The organism is Sporosarcina sp. Marseille-Q4063 (assembly GCF_018309085.1).
Taxonomy (GTDB): Bacteria; Bacillota; Bacilli; order Bacillales_A; family Planococcaceae; genus Sporosarcina.
This window is the reverse complement of record NZ_CP070502.1, coordinates 2,769,491-2,790,920: the sequence shown is the minus strand read 5'-3', so window position 1 is coordinate 2,790,920 and position 21,430 is coordinate 2,769,491. Positions and strand designations below refer to the sequence as shown.

General features: G+C 40.8%; 19 protein-coding genes and 1 riboswitch. Of the genes, 4 read left to right on the top strand and 15 right to left on the bottom strand.

The window, feature by feature from the left end:
- Nucleotides 1-22 precede the first annotated feature (22 nt).
- From JSQ81_RS14480 to JSQ81_RS14465, 4 genes are all read right to left on the bottom strand, one after another.
- Nucleotides 23-1,975 carry an ABC transporter permease gene (locus JSQ81_RS14480; protein WP_212604728.1) on the bottom strand — a complete coding sequence of 651 codons (1,953 nt, stop codon included), beginning with the start codon at nt 1,973-1,975 and terminating at the stop codon, nt 23-25.
- The gene (locus JSQ81_RS14475) at nt 1,962-2,750 is read right to left on the bottom strand and encodes an ABC transporter ATP-binding protein (protein ID WP_212604727.1); all 789 of its coding nucleotides are present in this window, start codon (nt 2,748-2,750) and stop codon (nt 1,962-1,964) included. Before JSQ81_RS14475 ends, JSQ81_RS14480 begins: the two co-directional genes overlap by 14 nt.
- A 103-nt stretch (nt 2,751-2,853) precedes the next feature.
- Nucleotides 2,854-3,876, bottom strand: a complete 1,023-nt coding sequence (locus JSQ81_RS14470; protein WP_212604726.1) for a sensor histidine kinase — start codon at nt 3,874-3,876, stop codon at nt 2,854-2,856.
- A 15-nt stretch (nt 3,877-3,891) separates the two neighbouring features.
- Entirely contained in the window at nt 3,892-4,569 is a 678-nt protein-coding gene (locus JSQ81_RS14465) for a response regulator transcription factor (protein ID WP_212607677.1), read from the bottom strand.
- 271 nt (nt 4,570-4,840) lie between these two features.
- Here JSQ81_RS14465 and JSQ81_RS14460 point away from each other — a divergent pair, with 271 nt between their 5' ends.
- The 3 genes from JSQ81_RS14460 to JSQ81_RS14450 are packed head-to-tail and all read left to right on the top strand — an operon-like array spanning nt 4,841 to nt 7,516.
- Entirely contained in the window at nt 4,841-5,977 is a 1,137-nt protein-coding gene (locus tag JSQ81_RS14460; protein ID WP_212604725.1) for a betaine/proline/choline family ABC transporter ATP-binding protein, read from the top strand.
- Complete coding sequence (locus tag JSQ81_RS14455) at nt 5,970-6,623, top strand: ABC transporter permease (protein WP_212604724.1); 654 nt, start codon at nt 5,970-5,972, stop codon at nt 6,621-6,623. The genes JSQ81_RS14460 and JSQ81_RS14455 overlap by 8 nt, the downstream gene beginning before the upstream one ends.
- Nucleotides 6,624-6,625: 2 nt before the next feature.
- Entirely contained in the window at nt 6,626-7,516 is an 891-nt protein-coding gene (locus JSQ81_RS14450; RefSeq protein ID WP_212604723.1) for a glycine betaine ABC transporter substrate-binding protein, read from the top strand.
- Between the two features lie 270 nt (nt 7,517-7,786).
- On the opposite strand, the gene JSQ81_RS14445 is transcribed toward JSQ81_RS14450, so the two are convergent.
- From JSQ81_RS14445 to JSQ81_RS14415, 7 genes are all read right to left on the bottom strand, one after another.
- Nucleotides 7,787-8,578, bottom strand: coding sequence for a dioxygenase family protein (locus tag JSQ81_RS14445; protein ID WP_212604722.1), 792 nt, complete (start codon nt 8,576-8,578; stop codon nt 7,787-7,789).
- Between the two features lie 41 nt (nt 8,579-8,619).
- Nucleotides 8,620-9,315, bottom strand: coding sequence for a carboxymuconolactone decarboxylase family protein (locus JSQ81_RS14440; RefSeq protein ID WP_212604721.1), 696 nt, complete (start codon nt 9,313-9,315; stop codon nt 8,620-8,622).
- A gap of 33 nt (nt 9,316-9,348) precedes the next feature.
- On the bottom strand, nt 9,349-10,896 hold the full coding sequence (locus JSQ81_RS14435) for a 4-hydroxyphenylacetate 3-hydroxylase family protein (RefSeq protein ID WP_212604720.1): 1,548 nt from the start codon (nt 10,894-10,896) through the stop codon (nt 9,349-9,351).
- A gap of 143 nt (nt 10,897-11,039) precedes the next feature.
- A complete protein-coding gene (locus tag JSQ81_RS14430; RefSeq protein WP_212604719.1) occupies nt 11,040-11,498 on the bottom strand; it encodes a flavin reductase family protein in 459 nt (152 codons plus the stop codon).
- Between the two features lie 381 nt (nt 11,499-11,879).
- Nucleotides 11,880-13,004: a 5-methyltetrahydropteroyltriglutamate--homocysteine S-methyltransferase gene (locus JSQ81_RS14425; RefSeq protein WP_212604718.1), complete on the bottom strand. Its 1,125-nt coding sequence runs from the start codon at nt 13,002-13,004 to the stop codon at nt 11,880-11,882.
- A 94-nt stretch (nt 13,005-13,098) separates the two neighbouring features.
- Nucleotides 13,099-13,197: riboswitch (SAM riboswitch) on the bottom strand.
- 106 nt (nt 13,198-13,303) lie between these two features.
- On the bottom strand, nt 13,304-14,578 hold the full coding sequence (locus tag JSQ81_RS14420; protein ID WP_212604717.1) for a helix-turn-helix domain-containing protein: 1,275 nt from the start codon (nt 14,576-14,578) through the stop codon (nt 13,304-13,306).
- Between the two features lie 465 nt (nt 14,579-15,043).
- Entirely contained in the window at nt 15,044-16,534 is a 1,491-nt protein-coding gene (locus tag JSQ81_RS14415) for an AbgT family transporter (protein WP_371812549.1), read from the bottom strand.
- A 262-nt stretch (nt 16,535-16,796) separates the two neighbouring features.
- Here JSQ81_RS14415 and JSQ81_RS14410 point away from each other — a divergent pair, with 262 nt between their 5' ends.
- On the top strand, nt 16,797-17,531 hold the full coding sequence (locus tag JSQ81_RS14410) for an MBL fold metallo-hydrolase (RefSeq protein WP_212604715.1): 735 nt from the start codon (nt 16,797-16,799) through the stop codon (nt 17,529-17,531).
- Nucleotides 17,532-17,565: 34 nt separating this feature from the next.
- Here the strand turns inward: JSQ81_RS14410 and JSQ81_RS14405 are convergent, their stop codons facing one another.
- From JSQ81_RS14405 to JSQ81_RS14390, 4 genes are all read right to left on the bottom strand, one after another.
- A complete protein-coding gene (locus JSQ81_RS14405; protein ID WP_212604714.1) occupies nt 17,566-18,162 on the bottom strand; it encodes a PepSY domain-containing protein in 597 nt (198 codons plus the stop codon).
- Between the two features lie 87 nt (nt 18,163-18,249).
- Nucleotides 18,250-18,957, bottom strand: coding sequence for a PepSY domain-containing protein (locus JSQ81_RS14400; RefSeq protein WP_212604713.1), 708 nt, complete (start codon nt 18,955-18,957; stop codon nt 18,250-18,252).
- Nucleotides 18,958-18,995: 38 nt separating this feature from the next.
- Nucleotides 18,996-20,357, bottom strand: coding sequence for a HAMP domain-containing sensor histidine kinase (locus JSQ81_RS14395; protein ID WP_212604712.1), 1,362 nt, complete (start codon nt 20,355-20,357; stop codon nt 18,996-18,998).
- The gene (locus tag JSQ81_RS14390) at nt 20,354-21,055 is read right to left on the bottom strand and encodes a response regulator transcription factor (protein ID WP_212604711.1); all 702 of its coding nucleotides are present in this window, start codon (nt 21,053-21,055) and stop codon (nt 20,354-20,356) included. Before JSQ81_RS14390 ends, JSQ81_RS14395 begins: the two co-directional genes overlap by 4 nt.
- Nucleotides 21,056-21,430 lie beyond the last annotated feature (375 nt).

Here is a 21,430-nt window from a genome sequence, read left to right as displayed (position 1 = left end):
AGATCGGTACGATTTCAGCTTTTTAAAGCGCTGCTTTTACTGTTTTCCGGTAGTAACCTACAGTCAAGAACGCAAATACAATGTAAATTAATGCATATACTCCCATCACAATGGTCGTTGGCACTGTGATATCAGACATGAATAGGAATGACGCCGCTTTTATCGCAAACACGGAATGCAATAAACCGATCGCAAGCGGCAATCCGAAAACAAACATTTGCTTGCGAATAATCCCTTTCATAATGTCCTTCACCGTAAATCCGAGCTGACGAAGCGTCGCGTAACTTTGTTTTTCCTGTTCGGCTTCTGTCATTTGTTTGAAGTATAGGATGCTGCCTGTTGAAATTAAGAATACCAAGCCTAAGAATCCAGCAATAAAGATCAATAGCCCATTGGTTTGGATTCCATTCTCATACATCGAATAGTAATCTGTATGATAGGCGTAATTCTCTCCTTCGGCATTATCTTTATACTTTGACTGTGAAAATATTGTAGACGCAGCCTTGAGCTGATTTCTATCTAGTAAATTAATTGCATATACATCTAGAACTCTATTCCCTTCATTTTCAAAGAGCAATTGTTCTTTTAATTCTTCAAAATACGCATCATTGACGATTAGTTGAAAACCTACAGAAACGAAATTCACAACGTTTCCACTTCCCAACTCGGTTATACGAAATTGCCTGTCGCTTTCACCACTAGTTATGTTGACGTCAAACGGCAATTTCATATTTTTCATTGACATCGAATAATTCATATCATGCATAATGGCTGTTCCTTTCGCAGGAGCCTCAACTTGCAAACCGGCATTTTTAAGCTGTTGATCACTCACAATCGAAAATCCGTACGTACCATCCATCGGTCCATCCCATTCTGGGAAAATATCCTTCTCAAATGAACCCCATACACCTAGCAACTCAATTTTTTCGCTTGTAAAATCAATGCCGTTTTCTCTAAGTTCCTCGCCAAATTGTTCCGCCAATCCCTCATCACTTTCAAACATAAAATCATGCGGCATCATATATCGCGACTCTTTTTCAGTCGAATAATAAAGCGAGTAGGAACCTGCCAGCATCGCAAGTGTCATTGCAGACAATACAGTAATGATGGTCAGCGAGTTGGCATTTCCTTTCATGCGATGCATGAGTGATGCAATTGATAAACTATTATTCAATCCAAGATGCCCTTGTTTTCTAGCACGAATTTGATAAAACAACCAACTAATCGTGACACGAAACACTAGATACGTTCCTAAAATTGTTGATACAAGGACAGCAATCATATTGAAAAACAGCATTTCATTCATCATATTTCCGGATAACCAATAACCAAAAACGATTAGACCGATTCCCAAAAGTGCCAGTGTTGCTGATACGAATGTTTTCGGCTTCTTTGGATTTTCACCTTTTTTATCTGCATTAAATAAACTAATTAACGTATTTCGATAAACCGCGTATATCATTTGTATAGTGGTCAGTAGAATAATTACAATAAAGACAACAGCCGTTTGAACAACTGCCGCAGTTGAAAATGACAAAGCAATAAATCCTTCATAACCAACCAACTTCATCAGTAATAATAAGAACACACGGGAAACGAGTATCCCCACGCCGATTCCAATGACGAGTGCGCCGGCACTTAGAATGGCATTTTCAATAATTAACAGGCGTGAAACTGCCCCTTTATTCAATCCGATCAATTGATATAAACCGATTTCGCGGCTTCTGCGTTTTAGAAAAATGGCGTTTGCATAAACAATAAAAATCCCAGCGATAAAAATCAGCAAAGCACCTGCAACTTTAAACGCGGAAGAAAACTTCATTGATTGCTCTGCCCGCTCTAGAATTGCGGAGTCATATTGCAATGTCGCAAAGACGAAGTATAGAACGACGCTAAAAATGAGCGCGAAGAAATAAAGATAATAATGCTTAATGTTTTTCCGCATGCTGCGAATGACAAGATCAAATAGTGTCAACGCTGTCACCCCCGAGAACGCCTTGGACTTTTAAGATGTCCTGGAAAAAGGCTTGTCTCGTTTTGTCGCCGCGATATAGTTCCGAATAAATCTGCCCGTCTTTCAAGAAAACAACGCGACTCGCGTAACTTGAAGCGATCGCATCATGTGTCACCATCATGATTGTGACGCCGCGCTTTTTATTAACATCTTCCATCGTTCCTAAAAGCGATGATGCTGATTTCGAATCAAGTGCCCCTGTCGGCTCGTCTGCGAATACCATAGATGGTTCATTAATGAGTGCGCGCGCTGCCGAAGTACGTTGTTTCTGTCCACCGGAAATTTCATGCGGGTATTTATGCGCAATGTCAGTGATCCCCAAAATTGTTGCGATGTCGTTGAATCGTCCCTCCGCTACCTTCTTCTTCACTTTTCCAAGTGAAATTGGCAACAATATATTTTCTTTTGCAGTTAATGTGTCGAGGAGATTATAGTCTTGGAAAATGAACCCGAGTTTGTCGCGACGGAACGCTGATAACCCAGCATCTTTCATCTTCGAAATATCATCTCCGTCAATCAAAATCGCGCCGCCTGTCGCACGATCGATTGTCGCTAGAACATTCAACAGCGTAGTTTTTCCAGCCCCTGAGGGTCCCATTATGCCGACGAATTCCCCCTTGTTGACGCGAAGATCGATTCCTTTCAATACTTCCTGCACATTTCCCCTTGTTCCAAATGATTTGCGAACGTTTTGCGCGTGTAGAACAGTTTCTTGCGATGTATGTGTTTTATTCATTTTTGGTTCCTCCCTGTTTCAATCCTGTTCTTATCATATCGCGCATTTGACTTGTGGTCGTTTGATTGTGATGACAAAGAGGCTGTCCAATGTGACATTGTTGTCACGTTAGCATTTTATCGAATTCATTTTCAGTCGGAAATACAACTTCCATCTTCGTTCCTTTCGCTTCATTAGAACGAGCTTCAAGGAGAATCCCCATTTTTACCGCGACCGTTTGAGCAAGATAAAGACCCAGTCCTGTCGCTGCATTATGTATTCTTCCCGTGCCTCCTGTGAATCCTTTATCAAAAATACGTGGGAGATCATGCGGTTTGATCCCCGGGCCTTCGTCTGTAATAGACATACTTGCATTCCTCGATGATTTAATTTTCGTTTCGATAATGATTGTTCCGCCTTCTGGACTGTACTTCACCGCATTCGTTAGAAACTGTCGAATCATAAAACGGCACCATTTAACGTCCGTCACTACCTCTACATTGTCCCCTTCAAACTCGACGGCGACATTTTTATCCATGCACCATGAAGCAAGTTCTCGCACTTCCGCGGAAGCAAGCTTTTGCAAGTTCGTTTTCTCTATCACATAATCCGTTTCAATCGATGCCAAACGCGAAATCGACAACTGTTGGTCAACGAGTAAATGAAGACGCAGCCACTCTGACTCGATTTTTCGAAAAGCAGGATCGCCGCGATGTTCATCTATCGTCAGTTTCATTGCCGTGAGTGGCGTTTTCACTTCATGCACCCAAGAAGCGATGTAATCCCCTTCATGGATATTCACTTTTTTCATTTCGGATAGTTCATTCGAAAAACTTTCAGCTGCTTGATGGAGCATTTTTTTGGTTACCTCATCATGTGAAAAAGTCGAGTCCGGCAATGCAATATGCCACTCATCAATTCCCGCCTCTATTAGAGAAGCAAGCTCTTTGGTGAACTTCGTCTCAACTCGGTAACGCCAGAGAATAAATACTATAAACGAGAGCAAAATTAACATATTGAAATAGAGTGCCGACGTAATTTCCACAGCGATTCCTTGATCAAGCCATATGATAAGGTTAATAAATCCAATCGCGCCAATGAAAAAGAGTATCCAACTTTTCATATCTTTTATGTAGCGAATAAACATGCGGATACCCCATTTCTACAGTGTAATGGCCATATAGCCAAGCCCCTTTTTCGTTACAACCGCTTCACCAAGGCCGATTTCCGCGAGTTTTTGGCGAAGTCTCGTCACATTCACTGTTAGCGTGTTATCATTCACAAATCGTTCATCATCCCATAATTTCCGAATAAGGTCATCGCGGGATACAATTTCGTTGTTTGATTCCACGAGGACCGTCAGTATAAAGAATTCGTTTTTCGTCAACTCAACTTCAATTCCATCCATGCGAATGATGCCGCGCTTCATATCAATCATGGCACGGTTCCATTCAAGAACATCAGGTGTTTCCTCCCCGTAGGAATATGTTCGCCTGAGAAGAGCTTGTAGTTTCGCGAGTAAAACATCCGTGTCAAACGGTTTTTGAATATAATCATCCGCGCCTATATTCATCGCCATGACCATATCCATTGGATGGTCTCGGGACGACAGAAAAATAATTGGAACCTTTGACACTGCACGAATTTCCCGACACCAATGAAAACCGTCATATGCGGGAAGTTGAATGTCGAGTATGACGAGATGCGGTTCATTGGCAAAAAAAGACTTCATCACATCTTGGAAGTCATCAGGAGCTGTCACAGTAAATGACCATTGTTCAAGTCTCGTTTTTAACGATTCAAAAATAGCGCAATCGTCTTCTACAATGAAAATATTCATATCCAATGCCGTCACTTCCTTTACTTATTTACACTATAACGAAAAATGTGTACTAGACGCAATTAGATGCATAATTCCACTTGACTTCTCACCCAATCTTCGAATTATTCCAATTCCGACTCATGCAAAATCCAGTTGAATGTGTTACACTATATGAATGCGACATGATTCCTATAGCCTTTTGGGATAGAATATGTCACCATGCCCCCCTTCGATTTGGTTAGGTTCATCTCGGAAATACAGGGCTTTTTAAAAAATACAGGAGGTACCTATGATTAAGTTTGAAAATGTCACAAAAACGTACGACGGTGGATTTCAAGCAGTAAAATCTGTCGAATTTGAAATCCATGAAGGTGAATTACTTGTTCTTATCGGTCCAAGTGGTTCAGGAAAATCAACAACAATGAAAATGATTAACCGCATTATCCCCCACACAAGCGGCACAATCTCCATTAACGGCAAAGACGTCAAGTCATACGACGCTGCCGAACTCCGCCGAAATATCGGCTATGTCATTCAGCAAGTCGGGCTTTTTCCTCATTATACGATTGAGAAAAACATCGCAGTTGTTCCCCAACTTAAAGGCTGGAATGAAAAAGATATTAAATCACGAACTACCGAACTATTAGAATTGGTCGGGTTGGATCCTGAAATTCATGCAACCCGTTATCCGAAGGAACTTTCGGGTGGGCAACAGCAACGTGTCGGGATTGCGAGAGCACTTGCAGCTGATCCAGATATTATTCTGATGGATGAACCTTTTAGCGCGCTCGATCCACTTACACGGGAACAATTACAAGCCGAATTGATTACTTTACACAAAAAGTTGAAAAAGACGATTGTGTTTGTTACGCATGACATGGATGAAGCACTAAAAATGGGCGACCGTATAGCGATTATGAAAGATGGCAGTTTACTTCAGTTAGACACTCCAGAAAAAATACTACAAGAACCTGCTCACGGCTTTGTTGAGGATTTTATCGGGAAGCATCGTATTATCCAAAATCCAGAACTTATGCCGGTTACTGAAATTATGTCAGAATCAATTGTTACTTCTCTTCCACATCGTTCTCCGGAAAGAGCTATATCGCTTATCCGCCAACGGAAAATCACGCATCTCGTCATCGCGGATGATGATAAGAAGATACTCGGAATTGTATCTGCTTATGATTTAATCAAAGATTTCAATAACATCAAAACAGTTGATGAAATCATGCTCCCTGCGGATCCCGTTTTACTTGACTCGGACACAGCGAAAGATGCCATTATTATGATTGACGATGCGCCACATGGAATGATTCCTGTTGTCGATAGTAATCGCAAAATCGTAGGACTTGTCACACGCGGCTCCTTGCTCTCTGCCATGTCCAGCCCGTGGACGGAAACGGAGGAAGATATAAATGAATAATTTAAATATATGGCAACAACTCGTTGAACAAACTGAATTACGTTGGGGTGAAGTGCTAAGCGCTACCTCAGTTCATATTCAACTCGTATTCTTTTCGATGCTAATCGCCACTACGCTCGCTGTTACACTCGGAATTGTCGTGACGCGTGTCCCTCAGCTTAAAACAATTGTCCTCGGCGGAACTGGTATTTTACAAACAGTGCCAAGTTTGGCGTTGCTCGGATTTATGATTCCTATTTTTGGAATTGGTGTAAAAACAGCGATTGCCGCGTTATTCCTTTACTCATTGCTTCCAATTATGCGAAATACGTATACAGGCATTAAAGATGTCGATCCTGCAACGATTGAGGCGGCACGAGGGATGGGCATGACGAGCATGCAAATTTTGTTTAAAGTCGAATTGCCTTTGGCGGTTCCAGTCATCATGGCCGGAATTCGTACAGCGGCTGTTATTAACGTCGGAAACGCGACGCTTGCAGCATTTATCGGTGCTGGCGGACTTGGGGATTTCATTTTCCTTGGAATTACACGAGGCATTGATGGATTGATTTTACTAGGAGCTATCCCTGCTGCACTTCTTGCGCTTATCCTTGAAACGTTCTTTAGTGCAGTTGAACGTTGGACAACGCCGGAAGGATTGAAGTAATCATGAAAAAGAAACTGATACTCGCAGCATTAACTGCTCTAGTGGTAAGTATGTTATCGGGCTGTATCTTTATCGAAAAAGATTCGCTCAGACTCGGCTCTCGGAACAATACGGAAAGTATTATTTTGTCGCATGTAATGGGGCAATTAATCGAACATAAAACGGACATTGAAGTCCTTTATAAAGAAAATCTAGGTGGATCGTCGGTTGTCTGGAACGCTATGACTAACGGGCATATTGACGTCATTCCTGATTACACAGGAACGATTGTTGTGACGTATTATCATAAAGATCCAGGAACAGCTGAAGAAACGCTTGCAATGACGAAAGAACTCGTTGATGGCGACGGCATTGTCGCGTTTAACACGTTTGGCTTTAACAATACGTACACGCTCGCTCTTGATGAATCGATTGCGGAAGATCTTGATATTCACACTTTTAGTGAATTCGCAGCGTACTCAGGGGACTTCACTTTGGGCGCGGTGTTTGAATTTATTGACCGACCGGACGGCTTACCGGGTTTTCAAAAAGAATATAATCTTGATTTCAAAAACGTCAAAGGGATGGACCACGGCATGATGTACCGCTCTATCAGCGCGGGTGAAGTCGACGTGATTAACTCCTACACGACGGACGGACAACTGCAAGTGTATGATTTACGCGTGTTGGAAGATGATAAATCTTATTTCCCGCCGTACCATGCGCTACCGCTTGTCCGAAAAGAAACGCTTGAAAGATATCCTGAACTTGAAGAAGTCTTAAATCTTCTTGAAGGGAAAATCGATGAGGAAACTATGCAAATTATGAACGGTAAAGTTGATAATGACGGCATGATGGTCGAACGCGTAGCGGAAGAGTTTCTTGTTGAAGCGGGATTAATCGAGAAGAAATAAGATGGTAATTATACCGGGTGCTTGAATGAGTTATTATTCAGGTACTCGGTTTTTTTGTTTTACTTTGCGTGTTAGGATTGCTTGCACTTCAGTTGGTTTTGCTTGCACTCGACCTCTGTTTGCTTGCAGTATTGAGTAGTTTGGTTGCACTCAGTATACGTTTGCTTGCATTCAAATCGCTTTGCTTGCAAGTCGTGACCTTTGACTCACTCTAAATACACAAAAAAAGTAGAAAGGAATATTTAAATCCCTCTCTACTCTCATTTTTTATTAACTAAAAACCGGCTGATCTTGCAGTCGTAAAGCGAAATCTAGATGCGCTTTATAGAAGTCTTTATCCAATCCTTTTTCGGCGCCGTCGTGTTTTGTGAGTTTTGTGATGAGTGTGCCTCGGACGCCTTTTGCGACGTCACTGTCCAAGTATTTATTTCCTTCAAAGAATACTTGCGAAATAAGCGTATCGCCATTTTTAGGTTTAAATAAGAAATGTAAGTGAGCCGGTCGAGTTGGGTGGGAATCGATCCACTCTAAAAATTGACCAGTTGGTCCATTTGTTGGAATTGAGTAATCTCCAGGAATGACTGTTTGCACTTCAAAGTTTCCATCTGCGTCTGTTTGGAAAATACCGCGCAAATTTTCAGTTGGAATGCCATCCGCAAAACCGGAATATTCTCCGCTCGCGTCTGCTTGCCACATGTCAACTACCGTATTGGCTAGCGGGTTTCCATCTACATCCTTAATTGTTCCGCTAAAGAACAGGACGTCGCCTGGCTCATCTGCGCGCATCGGGAGAACATAAGGTGCAGTTAGTTTTGTCGCATCTTCCAAGTAATACGGTCCAAGAATTGTGGGTTCTGTTCCTTTTACATTTTTATACATTTCTTGAAGTGCATGCGTTTCGAAAAAAACATCCATGAAAAGCGGAACTTCACCTGCTTGGCCAAGCTTGTTAAGCCAACCAACGAATGTCTCGTAATCGTTATGGTCCAGTTCATGTTCGCTTATTAACTCTTTAAACTTTGTTACCATGCCATTATAAACATCAACCACTTTTTGATTCATCGCTTCATGCCCCCTAGTTAAGATTTTACGTTTTTAGCCGTTTACAGCAGGGAATCGCTCGTTTCAAACCAAGCTGGAATTCCCGCTGTTAACATACTGATCAAACCCATTTCAACCAACTCTTCTTCCGAAACGCCGATTTCGCGACCCGCATCAATCCACTTTCCAGCAGCCCCGCCTTGAAGTTCGACTGTGTAAATGCCTGCCATCAAAATGTACTTTAGTTTTGATGAAACAATGCCTTCTTTAAATAAATTTTCCACAAACATTGGATCACCAGCGCGGACAGATTCTAGCAACTTCTCAATGAAACTCGTGTCTTCATTTCTCATTAATTGAATCATTCTTATTAGAATCTCTTCTAATGAACCATCTTCCGTAACTGCCCCGTCCTCAAAAGAGAGTGCGCACTCCAATGACTTAAAAGCTATTTTCAGGGCTTCCTCGCCGTTATACACATACGGAATAAGTAGATATTCGACGAGTTCAGGAATCGTCGCACCTTGATTCATCGCACTTTTTGTATGATAAACCATGCTGCGTTCATACAGTCTAGCCGCGTTCATGCCGACGAGAAGAAGATCCTTTTCTTTCGTCGACAAACTACCGTCTTTCATAATGTCGCTGCGTAATGCTGTGTAGTGACTCAGCGCATCAGCATGATAATCATGCATTTTCTGCACCCAATCTGGAACAACATCGTATATATTTTTGAAATAAGCTAACCCATCACTCATTTCCATTCACCCTATCCAAAAAGACTTTACTATTCATTTTTTAAAGTAGCTTACATCGTCCGGATTAATCCATGTATCGTTTGTCCAACCGTCTAAGTTGTAATCATTCATGCATTCCTCCGCAAACTTCTCGAATTGGTCCGCCTGTCCACTCATATTGGCAACTACCAGGTTTTCGAGTCGGATATTTTCATGGTTCCCGGAGTAATTGCGTTCGTATAATTCATGCCTGCCGCCGTACTCAGTTCCAATGACATCCCATAGTAATTTGATGAGCTTGATTTTTTCTTCCGCTTTAACGCCGTATGATCCTCTATATAATTTATCTAAATACGGTCTCAACTCCGGATTTTTAAAGTCTTTTGCACTTGATGGCTGCGCGATTAGACTGCCAGCGACCACATTCTCGATAATTTCTTTTACCTTCGGCCATCCTTCGGACATGAACATCCGATAAGAGAGTCCATAATTCAAATTGGGCAAGACTGTGCCGTTTCGTCCTTCGTCCGGATTCAATGCCATCGCATCGCTTAATGCCCAAAACATGTTTTTCCACGCAATAACCTCGCCCACGTTCACTTGAACGCCGCGGAATTGGTCTGTCCCATTCATTTTTACAGCTTTCAATAATAAACCTGAAACAAAATCGAGCTTCACTGCGAGTCTAGTTACACCGTGGAATGTGAACCGGTTAAGGAACCCGCTTTCCGCGAAAAAGTTATTCGCTTTTTCGATGTCTTTGTAAATGATGACATTCTCCCACGGAATCACGGCTTTATCAAAAACAAGAACGGAATCATTTTCATCGAAGCGGCTGCTGAGTGGATAGTCGAATGGACTTCCCATTACGGCTGCTGTCATTTCATAAGACGTTCTGCTAATCAACTTCACGCCTGGTGTATCCATCGACGCAATAAATACTAATGCATAATTTTCATCCGTAATTGGCGCTGCACCGTAATGTGCCACGAAGTTGTAGTTTGTTAAAGCGGAGCCCGTAGCAACCATTTTTGCGCCGCTGACGATAATGCCTTCATCCGTTTCACCTTCTGTTCGAATGAAGATATCTTTGACAGCTTCAAGCGGTGTATGTCGATCCACGGGTGGATTGATGATCGCATGGTTGAAGTACCAATTCCGTTCTTGCGCTTCCTTATACCATCGTCGTGCGTTATCCGCGTATTTTCCGTAGTAGTCTGGATCCGCTCCGAGCGTACCAAGAAATGCTGCCTTATAATCCGGAGATCTTCCCATTTGACCAAATGTTAGCTTCGCCCACCCGGCAATGGCGTCTCTGGATTCCAGGAGTTCTTTGGAATTCTTGTCCACTCTGAAGTACTTTTGCGTGAAACCGCCGTTTCCTGTGTCCGTCGCTGTTGTCAGAACATCTTTCGTTTTTTCATCATGTAGTGCATCATAGAGCCTGGCGATTGAACGAGCTGCATTTCGAAAAGCCGGGTGAGTCGTGACGTCTTTCACTTTCTCACCATGCAGCCAAATTTCTCTTCCATCTTTCAGACTTTCCAAGTACTCTTGTCCAGTCAATGGAATCGTTGTCTTTTTTTCTTCATCTACTTTCATTATTGCTTTCCTCCTTTTAATTGCATGGTTCATGCCAAACGGTTCAATACCTCATTCCTTCTCGGCCTCAGAATGAAATGAAGAGTTGTCCATAATCCATTGTATTTAGGCGCCCCTAGTATTATTCATAAATATCTAGTTCGTCATGTAGTAATCGATGTAAATTTACCTTTGTAGTAACTTAATGGCTTTCCTTCAGAATAATTAAAGCTGATCACTTTTCCGATGTATAAAACATGGTCCCCGCCGTCATATTCGGCCCATGGCTCGCATTCCAAATACGCGAGGGAATCTTTTAAGCGGTGGCAGTGCGTTCCCCGTTCCCAGCCAAAAGGTTCAATATCCTGCGGTCTACCGGCGAAATGCATCGCGGTATCTCGCTGCGTCTCTTTTAAAATATTTATTGTGAAATGATTATTTTTCAAAAACTGAAATGCCTTCGTTTTTCGATCTACAGATACGAGCAGTAACGGTGGATCCAATGATACTGAAGTAAATGAATTCGCTGTAAATCCGTGTTTTCCACCATCTGTCTCACATGTGACGACTGTTACACCTGTCGCAAAGTGTCCGAAGCAGTTTCTTAATTCTTTACTATCCATCTACATCTCCTCCAACTAGTGTTATAGTCTATTGCTGTGAATTTTATTTCTTTTATTATGATTCTTCTAGAAGTCTATTCACTTGTCCCTGGTCTTTATTCCTTTTTAATAACAAAAGCGTAAGGCGCCCGTTTAGCCCCGACAGGCATAAGCAATCCAGCGACGTGGCGGCCTTTGCCCAAGAAGAATGCAGTTAATTCTTCTCTGCTGGATTGCTTATGACCCGAGGGGCTGGCGCCTGGAGCTAGATGTTAAATCTCTATGTTAGAAGTTATCCACAGTACATATTTTTATAGTTTCATAAGCACGCACAAAAAAAGCACACCACATTTACGAGACATGGGTGTGCTTTCACTTTAAAATATTATGATTGATTAACCGTTAATCTTTTTTCCAAATTTCCTTCGAAATGTCAACAATGAATTTCAACTTTTCCCATTGTTGCTCTTCTGTTAGGTTATTTCCGTGATGTGTTGAAGCAAAGCCGCATTGCGGGCTTAAACATAGTTGTTCAAGTGGAACGTATTTGGACGCTTCTTCAATTCTGGATTTGATAAGTTCTTTGTCCTCTAGTTCTCCATTTTTCGAAGTCACAACACCAAGCACAACTTGTGCACCGCCATTTGGAATATGCTTTAGTGGTTTAAAGTCCCCTGAACGTTCATCGTCATATTCCAAGAAGAAACCGTCCACATTTTCTTTTGCAAGCAGCGTCGGAGCAATTAGGTCATAGCTACCTTCAAATGCCCAATTAGAGCGGTAGTTGCCGCGGCATAAATGTGTTGAAACGACTAGATCTTCCGGTTTACCTTCCAATACGCCGTTTGCTACACGAAGAGCCAAATCGATTAAATATTCTCTCGAGAATTCGCCATCATTCCAAGGAATATCTGGTGAGGAAAGCCCTGCAATATATACATCATCAAGTTGTAAATAACGGACACCCGCATCATAGAATGCTTTGAAAGCATCACGGTAAGTTTGAATAACGTCTTTTGCATATTCTTCAATATCCGGATAGATGTTTTCGTCTCTAATTCCGATATTAAATAATTGGTTCGGGCTTGGAATTGTTTGTTTGGCGACAGCACGTCCAGCAACGATTTCATTGAATTCAATAAAATCTTTAATATGTGGATGTTCCGGATTGAATGAAATCTTCCCAGTGTTACGGATATTATATCTTTCTGTTTCTTCGTCGCCGTTAAAAATGTATCCTACTTCGGGTACATATCCTTCCACGCCATTTAAATGCTCTAGAAAATCCGTATGCCAAAATCGACGTCTAAATTCTCCGTCGGTTACTAATTCTAATCCGATTTCAATCTGCTTATCGACAACTCGTTTAATTTCTCTAGTTTCTACTTCACGCAGTTGTTCGGCTGTAATATCGCCCTCTTGAAACTTTTTCCGTGCATTGTGTAAACTTTCCGGTCGTAGTAAGCTTCCTACATGATCCGCCTTAAATGGTGCTTTTGTCAATGTCTCTGTTAGTGTTTTTGTCATTTTGCCATTCCTTCTTTCCGATTATATTATAACTAGAATAAGAAAAACCTCTTCATTGAATAAGAAGAGGTTGGCATTTTAACGCTGTTCACTCTTCTCATCTCCAAGCTTGCGCTACTGGAATTAGCACAGTACATAAATGTCTGTTGCTGAGGCTTCAAAGGGCCAGTCCCTCCACCTCTCTGGATAAGAAAGTTTCACTATTTAGTTATTAGGTAACACTTTACACATGCATTCACAGAATGTCAAGTGTATTTTGAATACTAATATTTCTAACAGCAAATCGACTAAGAATTCAACTAATCTTTGGACACATATGCCAACACTTCACGAGCAAATTGAAAGTATGACGAATACGGCATTCCCCGAAGTTTTTCGACGGCATATCCTGCCAACTTTCTAGCCTTTAAAACATCTCCTAGTTGAAAAAAGCAGATTGCTTTGTAACTTTTTGTTATTTCCCTAATCGCTACGTCTAATGGGGACATTTCCATGAATTCATTTACTTCGATTATATTCGAATTAAATAAATCAAGCGCTTCTTCATAGCGTCCTAATCTCGTTATACTTCGCGCTTTCAAATCCCTTGCAAAAACTAGTAAGCTCTCTTTTTCGGCTTCATTTAAAGATGATTTGCTGATTAGATAGCGTTCACATTCATCTGCCATTTCAATCGCATGTTCAAACTTATTCTCAAAAAACTCTTCGAATAAAACTTTCGCCAATTCATGTTCAATGAATAAATACTCATCTTGCATTAAATTAATAAATGATCTTGCTTCGGCAACATATTTTCGTGCTTCTTCATAATGATGTGTATCATAAAGAAGCCAGGTCTTTATATTCAACAACCCATAGTAATCTGTGAGAATAAGACTCTTTCGGGAAAATTCAATTGCTGTATCTAGCAATTCATGGGCTACATTCATATCATCCTGTGCTGTATACGACCAAACTTTCCCGGTCAGTAGCTCGATATATATCGCTTTCGTTTCCAAACTATCTTCAATTATTAATTTATCGATCCCCTTGTCGAGAATCTGAATTGTTTCCCTATAGTTGGCATGTTCGTATTCAATTTTCGCCAGAAACGCCCATACCCTAACGACACGCCATTCCATTTGTAAGTCCATGTATAAAACAATCGCTTTGTTAGCATACAATTCCCAGTTTTCGTCTTCGGTTTTTAAGTATTCCACATTGGAATGAACGTATGAATAGTATAAAGCCTTCGCATATAGTTCATAAACACGAGCCGCTTCATAGCTTTTACCCATTTTCGTAAGCACTGGTTTTAGTAGGGTAATCACTGCAGCTACTTCATCATTATTAAATAACTCTATGGCTTCAGTGATTTTCCTTCGTAGCACTTCTTTTGATATCTTTTCAACAAGTTCAGCTATCTCAACATTTAACTGAACCGCAATATGATGCAATCGTTCAATTGAAGGCCGAGTTTTTCCATTTTCAATTAAACTAATCATACCCCGCGAGACGTGTTCATTTGCCAAGTCCGAAATCGTCATTTTTTTCTCTGTTCGAATTCGCTTAATGTTTTCCCCGACATGCTTCATGCACTCCCCCCTCAGATATCCTCTTGCTAATAGTATAGCATTTTTAATATTTCTAATTAACAAAATTATCTTGTTTAATATATTGAACTTTTCTCATGTTTAATATCTTGAACTAGACGCATTAAACATGTTTTTCCATGTTTAATATATTAAACCACAGGATTTTTGTTTAATATACTGAACTATATGCATTTATTATGTATCGCCGCGTTTAATAAATTGAACTAAATTCCTTACGTTTAATATATTGATCCACATGATTTTAATATGTATCTCTTTTTTAATATATTGAACTACACGCATTTATTATGTATCCTCATGTTTAATATATTGAACCAGATTCCTTACGTTTAATATATTGAATCACACGATTGCTTCTATCTAAACGATAGCAGAAGGAATCATTGGAGAATTGATTGAAAAAACCGCCTTGAATGACTATCATTCAAGGCGGTAAATTAGAACTTATTTATTATAGTAAATCCCTGAACCTGGTCCAAGGTCGATTCCGAACAACATCCAAACGACAAGCGTAAGCGTCCAGAATAGAAGGAAAAACATACTGTATGGGAACATAACGGAAATAAGTGTTCCGATACCCATTTTACGATCATACTTTTGTGCAAATGCGATAATAATTGCGAAATAAGTCATTAATGGCGAAATGATATTCGTTGCAGAATCCGCGACACGGTAAGCCATTTGTGTTAATTCTGGTGAATAGCCGAGTTGCATCATGATTGGTACGAATACGGGTGCCATCATTGCCCATTTTGCAGATGCACTTCCGATGAATAAATTAATAAACGCAGAAATTAAAATGAACATCAAGATAAGCGGGATACCTGTTAAGTTGATGCTATCTAAGAATTGCGCGCCGTACACACCAATAACAAGGCCCATATTTGATTCTGAGAAAAATGCGACGAACTGTCCTGCTGTGAATGAAAGAACGATAAACATTCCCATTGATGCCATTGTAGCTGACATCATCGCGGCAACGTCCTTGTCGTCACGAATGCCTTTCGTCACTTTTCCATATATCAGTCCTGGCACAAAGAAAAGAATTGCAATAATTGGCACTAAAGAGCTCATAAATGGCGATCGAATAATCGGCATATCCCCTTCTACTCCGCGAAGCGGTCCCCATGAAGGCAAGATCAATAATGAAACAAGAATACCGGCAACGACAATAGACAGTCCTGCCCATGTCAAACCTTTTTTCTCAATCGGTTTCAATTTCTCTAATTTCTCGCGGAACTCACCTGTGTATTCGCCAAGGCGCGGTTCTACGATTTTTTCTGTAACCCATGCGCCGACAACTGTTAAAACGAGTACGGATGCTGCGATGAAATAATAGTTCATGGCAATATTCATGTTTTCAGCGTAAGTAGGGTCGATAATGGCCGCTGCTGCAATGGTTAATTCTCCAAGTAGCGCATCGGTTCCAGAAAGGAATAAGTTCGCACTAAATCCGCCCGAAACTCCAGCGAATGCTGCAGCAAGTCCTGCGAGTGGATGTCTGCCAATCGCTGCAAATATAACAGCTCCCAAAGGCGGCAAGACAACATATCCTGCGTCAGAAGCAACACTGGACATGACACCTGCAAATACAAGTCCTAGTGTAATCAGTCGTTGTGGGACAGATAAAACAAATCCGCGCAAGACTGCACTGATTAAGCCGGATCCTTCCGCTAACCCAATCCCCAACATCGTGACGAGTACTACACCTAGTGGCGCGAAGCCAACAAAGTTCGCAGTCATTTGTGTAAATATATATTCAATACCTTCAGCACTTAGCAAGTTTTTAACGGTAATCATTTCACCGGCTTTTCCGGGATGCTCAACGCTAACGCCAAATGACGAAACAATCCATGACACAATTAAAACTAATAAAGCTAAAACCGCGAATAATGTTACCGGATGCGGCAGCCTGTTCCCTGTTGTCTCTACCATATTCAAAAACCTTTGAAAGAGACTTGTCTTCTTTGTTTTCAATTGTAATACTCCTTCCACTCAGCGATTCATTATCAAAAATTCAGAAAATGAAGCGTTTCTTTTTATTAATATGATTCAGTATATAAGAATTGTATTTAGACTTAAATAGCTAAACGATAAGACTAACTATGATGAACTGTCTTCACCTTCGCGCTTTTCAAAAAGGTCATTTCAAGATACACTCACTACAAGGTTTGTAATTTTGAATGGAGGTTCTAGGATGAAAGTTATTCCAGTAGGTATTTGGGGCGGTTATCCAAAAGCGAATGAGGCGACGTCTTCATTTTTGATCGAACATGAAGGATTTCATTGTTTGGTCGATTGCGGAAGCGGTGTTCTTGCCTCTTTACAAAACTTTTTGCCCTTGGAGAAAATAGATGCCGTTGTGATTAGTCATTACCATGCAGATCACATTGCTGATTTAGGCAGTCTTCAATATAGCCGACTGATTCAATACTATTTAAACAATCCATCTCCGGTTTTACCGATTTATGGGCATGATCAAGACGACGACAACTTCGAAAAATTATCCTATAAAGGACGCACGATCGGGATTGAAATTTATGAGAATAATACCACGCAAATCGGTCCTTTTACCGTGACTTTTTGCCGAACAGATCATCCTGTTTATTGTCTTGCTATGAAATTCACGGTTGGCGATCGTTCAGTTGTGTTAACTGCTGACACTGAATGGCGCGATGAACTTGTCGATTTTTCAAAAGGAGCAGATTTGTTAATTAGTGAGGCGAATTTATACGAGGAACATATCGGTGTCGCGCCGGGCCATATGGGCGGAAGTGAAGCGGGAAAGCTAGCGCAGTTAGCGGGGGTCAAACGACTTCTTTTAACACATCTCCCGTTACATGGAAACATCAAAGAAATTCTTGATGCCGCTGTTAGTAATTTTGACGGAGATGCTGAAATTGCTGAAGTTGGTAAGCTTTATACTGCATAAAATAAAAAAGGGCGCTTAATAGCGGCCCTTTTCCTCAATCATCATCACGGTCTTTTTCAAAGTCTAGAATTTCACCCGTGATAGCGTCGATTTCATATTCGTATTCATATTTACCGTCTTCAATTTCAATTTCGAAGTGTGCACGTTTGTCGTCGTCATCCAATTCAACTTCTTTTACAGTACCTGGTGAATGTTTTAATGCAATCGCGATTGCTTCTTTAGCGGTAATATAGTTCTTGTTTTTTGTAGTTGCTTTTTGAGTTGCTTTTGGAGCCGCTTTTTTATCTGATTTCACAACAGCTAACTTCATGTCATCTCTCTCTTTTTTAATGACTTCACCAGATGTGGCGTTAATGTCCAACTCATAAGTAACTGATCCGCTCTCCACTTCAACTTCATACTCATTGTCTGATGAATCAAAGTCAATCTCAGTTACAGTTCCATCGACAGTTTCAATCGCTTTCGCTTCTACTTCTTCTACTGTTAATTTTGCCTTGTCTTCATTACCTGCAGCTTCTACTGCTAAAACACCTGTTGATTGGTTATCACTTTTATCAGCATTTGCGACCATTGCCACGCCGCCTATTACCACTGCCCCAGCCAATGCCGGAATTGCCATCCATTTTTTCATCTTTATCTTCCTCCTTTTGATCTTACCTTCATATTACCCGTCGAAGATGAGAGCATCTTGTGAGGATTATTAGAGTTTGATGAGAAATTAATCATCCCACTCAACGAATAAGGTTTTTCCTGTGATGGCATGGATATGAAATATGGCTTCAATATCATCTGTGTCTTCATTATCTTGTTCAATTTCGACTAAATAGTACCCGCCGTCATCTGTTTCTTTGAAGACGGCGTACTCAACTTCGCCTTTCAACTGACCGAGCGCAATTTTTATCGCTTCGTCTCTTGTAATAAGCACATCTTCTGTTGTCGTTTCTATCTTCTTCTCAGAAATTATTTCACCCGTAATTGCATTAACTTGAAGTTCTACAAGCGCCTTTTCCTTAACAACTTCCGCGTTATAAACTGGTTGCTCTTTGTTTTCATTCAATGAAAGACGTTCAATTTCACCAGTATATTTTTTCGCAATTTCCTCGCGCACACCTTTTTCGGAAAGAATTTGAGGTTTCGCCTCTTCAACTTTACTTAACTGGTTAAGCACCAATACTTTACCGCTCACAGCATCAACTTCAGCTGAATAAAGTGCGTCGGTACGCGTAATTTCCGCAAGATAAACACCTTTTTCAAGGGTTAATTTCTCGACTTTTCCGTCGTATATAGTTTCAAGTTGATCCTGGATTTCTTCACTGGATAATGGTGTTTTTTTCGTCATTAAACTCCCTATAAAGAATCCACCCGCAACTAAAATGATAATCGTAAAGATAAGTGGGAGTGCCCATGGCTTTCGCAAGTTCTTCATTATTTTCGCCTCCTTATCTCCATCTTACGCGCCGATTATTAAAACTCGGTGAGAATTCTCACTTTTGGAACAAAAATTCTTATTGTCGTCCCCATTCCATAAATACTTTCCACTTTTAACCCGGCACCGAGCCCGTCGGCTAGATCTTTCGCAATCGCAAGTCCAAGTCCGGTACCGCCTGTTTTTCGACTGCGATCCTCATCAACACGGTAAAAACGATTGAATAGATTCGGCAGTGCATCTTTAGGGATTCCATTTCCATAATCAATAACGGAGATCGTAAAACCCTCGTCACTTTCTTCGATAATTGTTTTAACTACGTCATCGCTATACTTTCTAGCATTATCGAGCAAGATAAACAAAAGTTGACGAAGTTTTTCCCCGTCCGTATTGGCCATTGCCGGACTTACCCCTTCCAATAAAAACTCCCGCGAATACGCTTGCCGCATCGGTTGTAACGTCTTTTCAACTTGCTCATAAATATCCGTCTCAGCAAAATCAAATTTCATTTGTTCGTGATTTCTTGCTAATTGCAATAGCTGCTCGATCATTTCTTTCATGCGAATTGATTCACCAAGAATAGCGCCAACTGCTTCCTCTGCAACGTCCCGATTATCGAATCCTCGTCTCGTTAATAGGCGCGCATAACTTTCAATGACGGTTAACGGCGTTCTTAATTCATGGGAGGCATTTGATACGAATTGTTCTTGCTGATTATAGTTTGTCTCTAGTTGATCCATCAAATCGTTGAATGTTGTCGCCATTTTCCCCATTTCGTCATTTCCATTCGATGGGATATTGATTTTTTCATACGTGCCGGCTTTTCTACTTTGAGACATCGTTTCAATAAGCTTTTCGATGGGATGCGTTATAATTCTACTGAGTGCGATACTCGATATGATAATGGGAATCATTGCGATGAATGTAACGCCCAGCAGAATTAAGGTGAGCGTTCTCAAACTTCCCTTCACATCAACAAGTTGTTGAATCATTTGGAGCTCAACTACTTCGCCATTTGTCCAAATGACAGGCGTTCGTATTGATAGCACCGGAATCCCTTCAAATTTCTCAATTGAATAGTCGGCATCTTGTTTAAATTGAGGTTTATAGTTTTTTATTTCGCCAACAGTATTTAATCCTTTAATCTCTTTACCCGCAGCATCATAAACACGGATTGCTCCATTGGGCGGCATATAGGCGCCGATTACTGTATTTATATCCGTTTTTTCATTTACCTTACTGAAGGACTTTGTAATCTCGTTTGACCTGAGTTGGAGTTGGTTGTATTCCGTGTCATAAGCCATTTTTTCAAATACGAAATAGATCCCTATATTCGTGAGGGATAGGATTACGAGCATGAGGAGTGTAGAAAATAGATGTATTTTCGTTTTCAACTTCATGTGGGTTGCTCCTTCAATACATATCCGACGCCGCGCACAGTTTGAATTAAGGTACTCTCCCCTTCTGTTTCAATTTTCTTCCGGACATACCGAATGTATACATCGACGACATTCGTATCGCCAAAATAATCATATCCCCAGACAGCATTTAATAACTGCTCACGCGATAGGACTTGATTTGGGTGTTTGAGTAAATGAAGAAGAAGATCATACTCGCGCGGCGTTAATTCAATTAAGCGGTCGTTCCGTTTTACTTCACGGGTTTGTTCATGCATCGACAGCCCAGCGAATTCATGTAAATATTCGTCTTCCACGGGCTGCGATTGGCTCGGTTGCGAAAATCGAAGCGCCGTACGAATTCTCGCGAGGAGTTCCTCAATTTCAAATGGTTTCGTCACATAGTCATTCGCGCCAAGATCGAGCCCCGCTACTTTGTCTTCAACATCATCTTTCGCTGTCAATAAAATAACAGGTGTATTCGCTTCTGTCGCTCTAATTCTTCGTAATACATCGAGTCCATTCAGACCCGGAAGCATCAAATCGAGTAAAATTAAATTCCAGTCCTGTTCGCGGTATTTAATCAGTCCATCTGGACCAGTATAGGCAACATCTATTTCATAGCCTTCAAATTCAAGTTCTAACTGCAGAACACGTGCAATATTTTCCTCATCTTCGATTATTAGAATGCGTTCTTTCATATCATTCTTCTCCCTTTTTTGAATGAATTTTGTGGTGTTTGATCGTTTGAGGCTTGCTATTAGTCGTTTGACTAAAGTATATATGAATTTAATAGTAAAGCTACGGTTACAAACTCGTCAAATACTTGCGAATCAGAAATGTTCAAGCCTCTACTAACCAATTGCCCAACGATAGATGGAAATTAGCAATAGTATACTTATAAAGAAAAGTGTTGCACGAGGGAAACTTTTATTATATACTCTATATTATAGAAGTTGCGCTCGGGAAACTTATTATTAACACCCCCTAACATTCTTTTTGGAAAGCACGACTTCGCCCAAAAAGTTGCACGAGGGAAACTTTTGTTTTATATACAAATCAACAAGGAGGCAAAT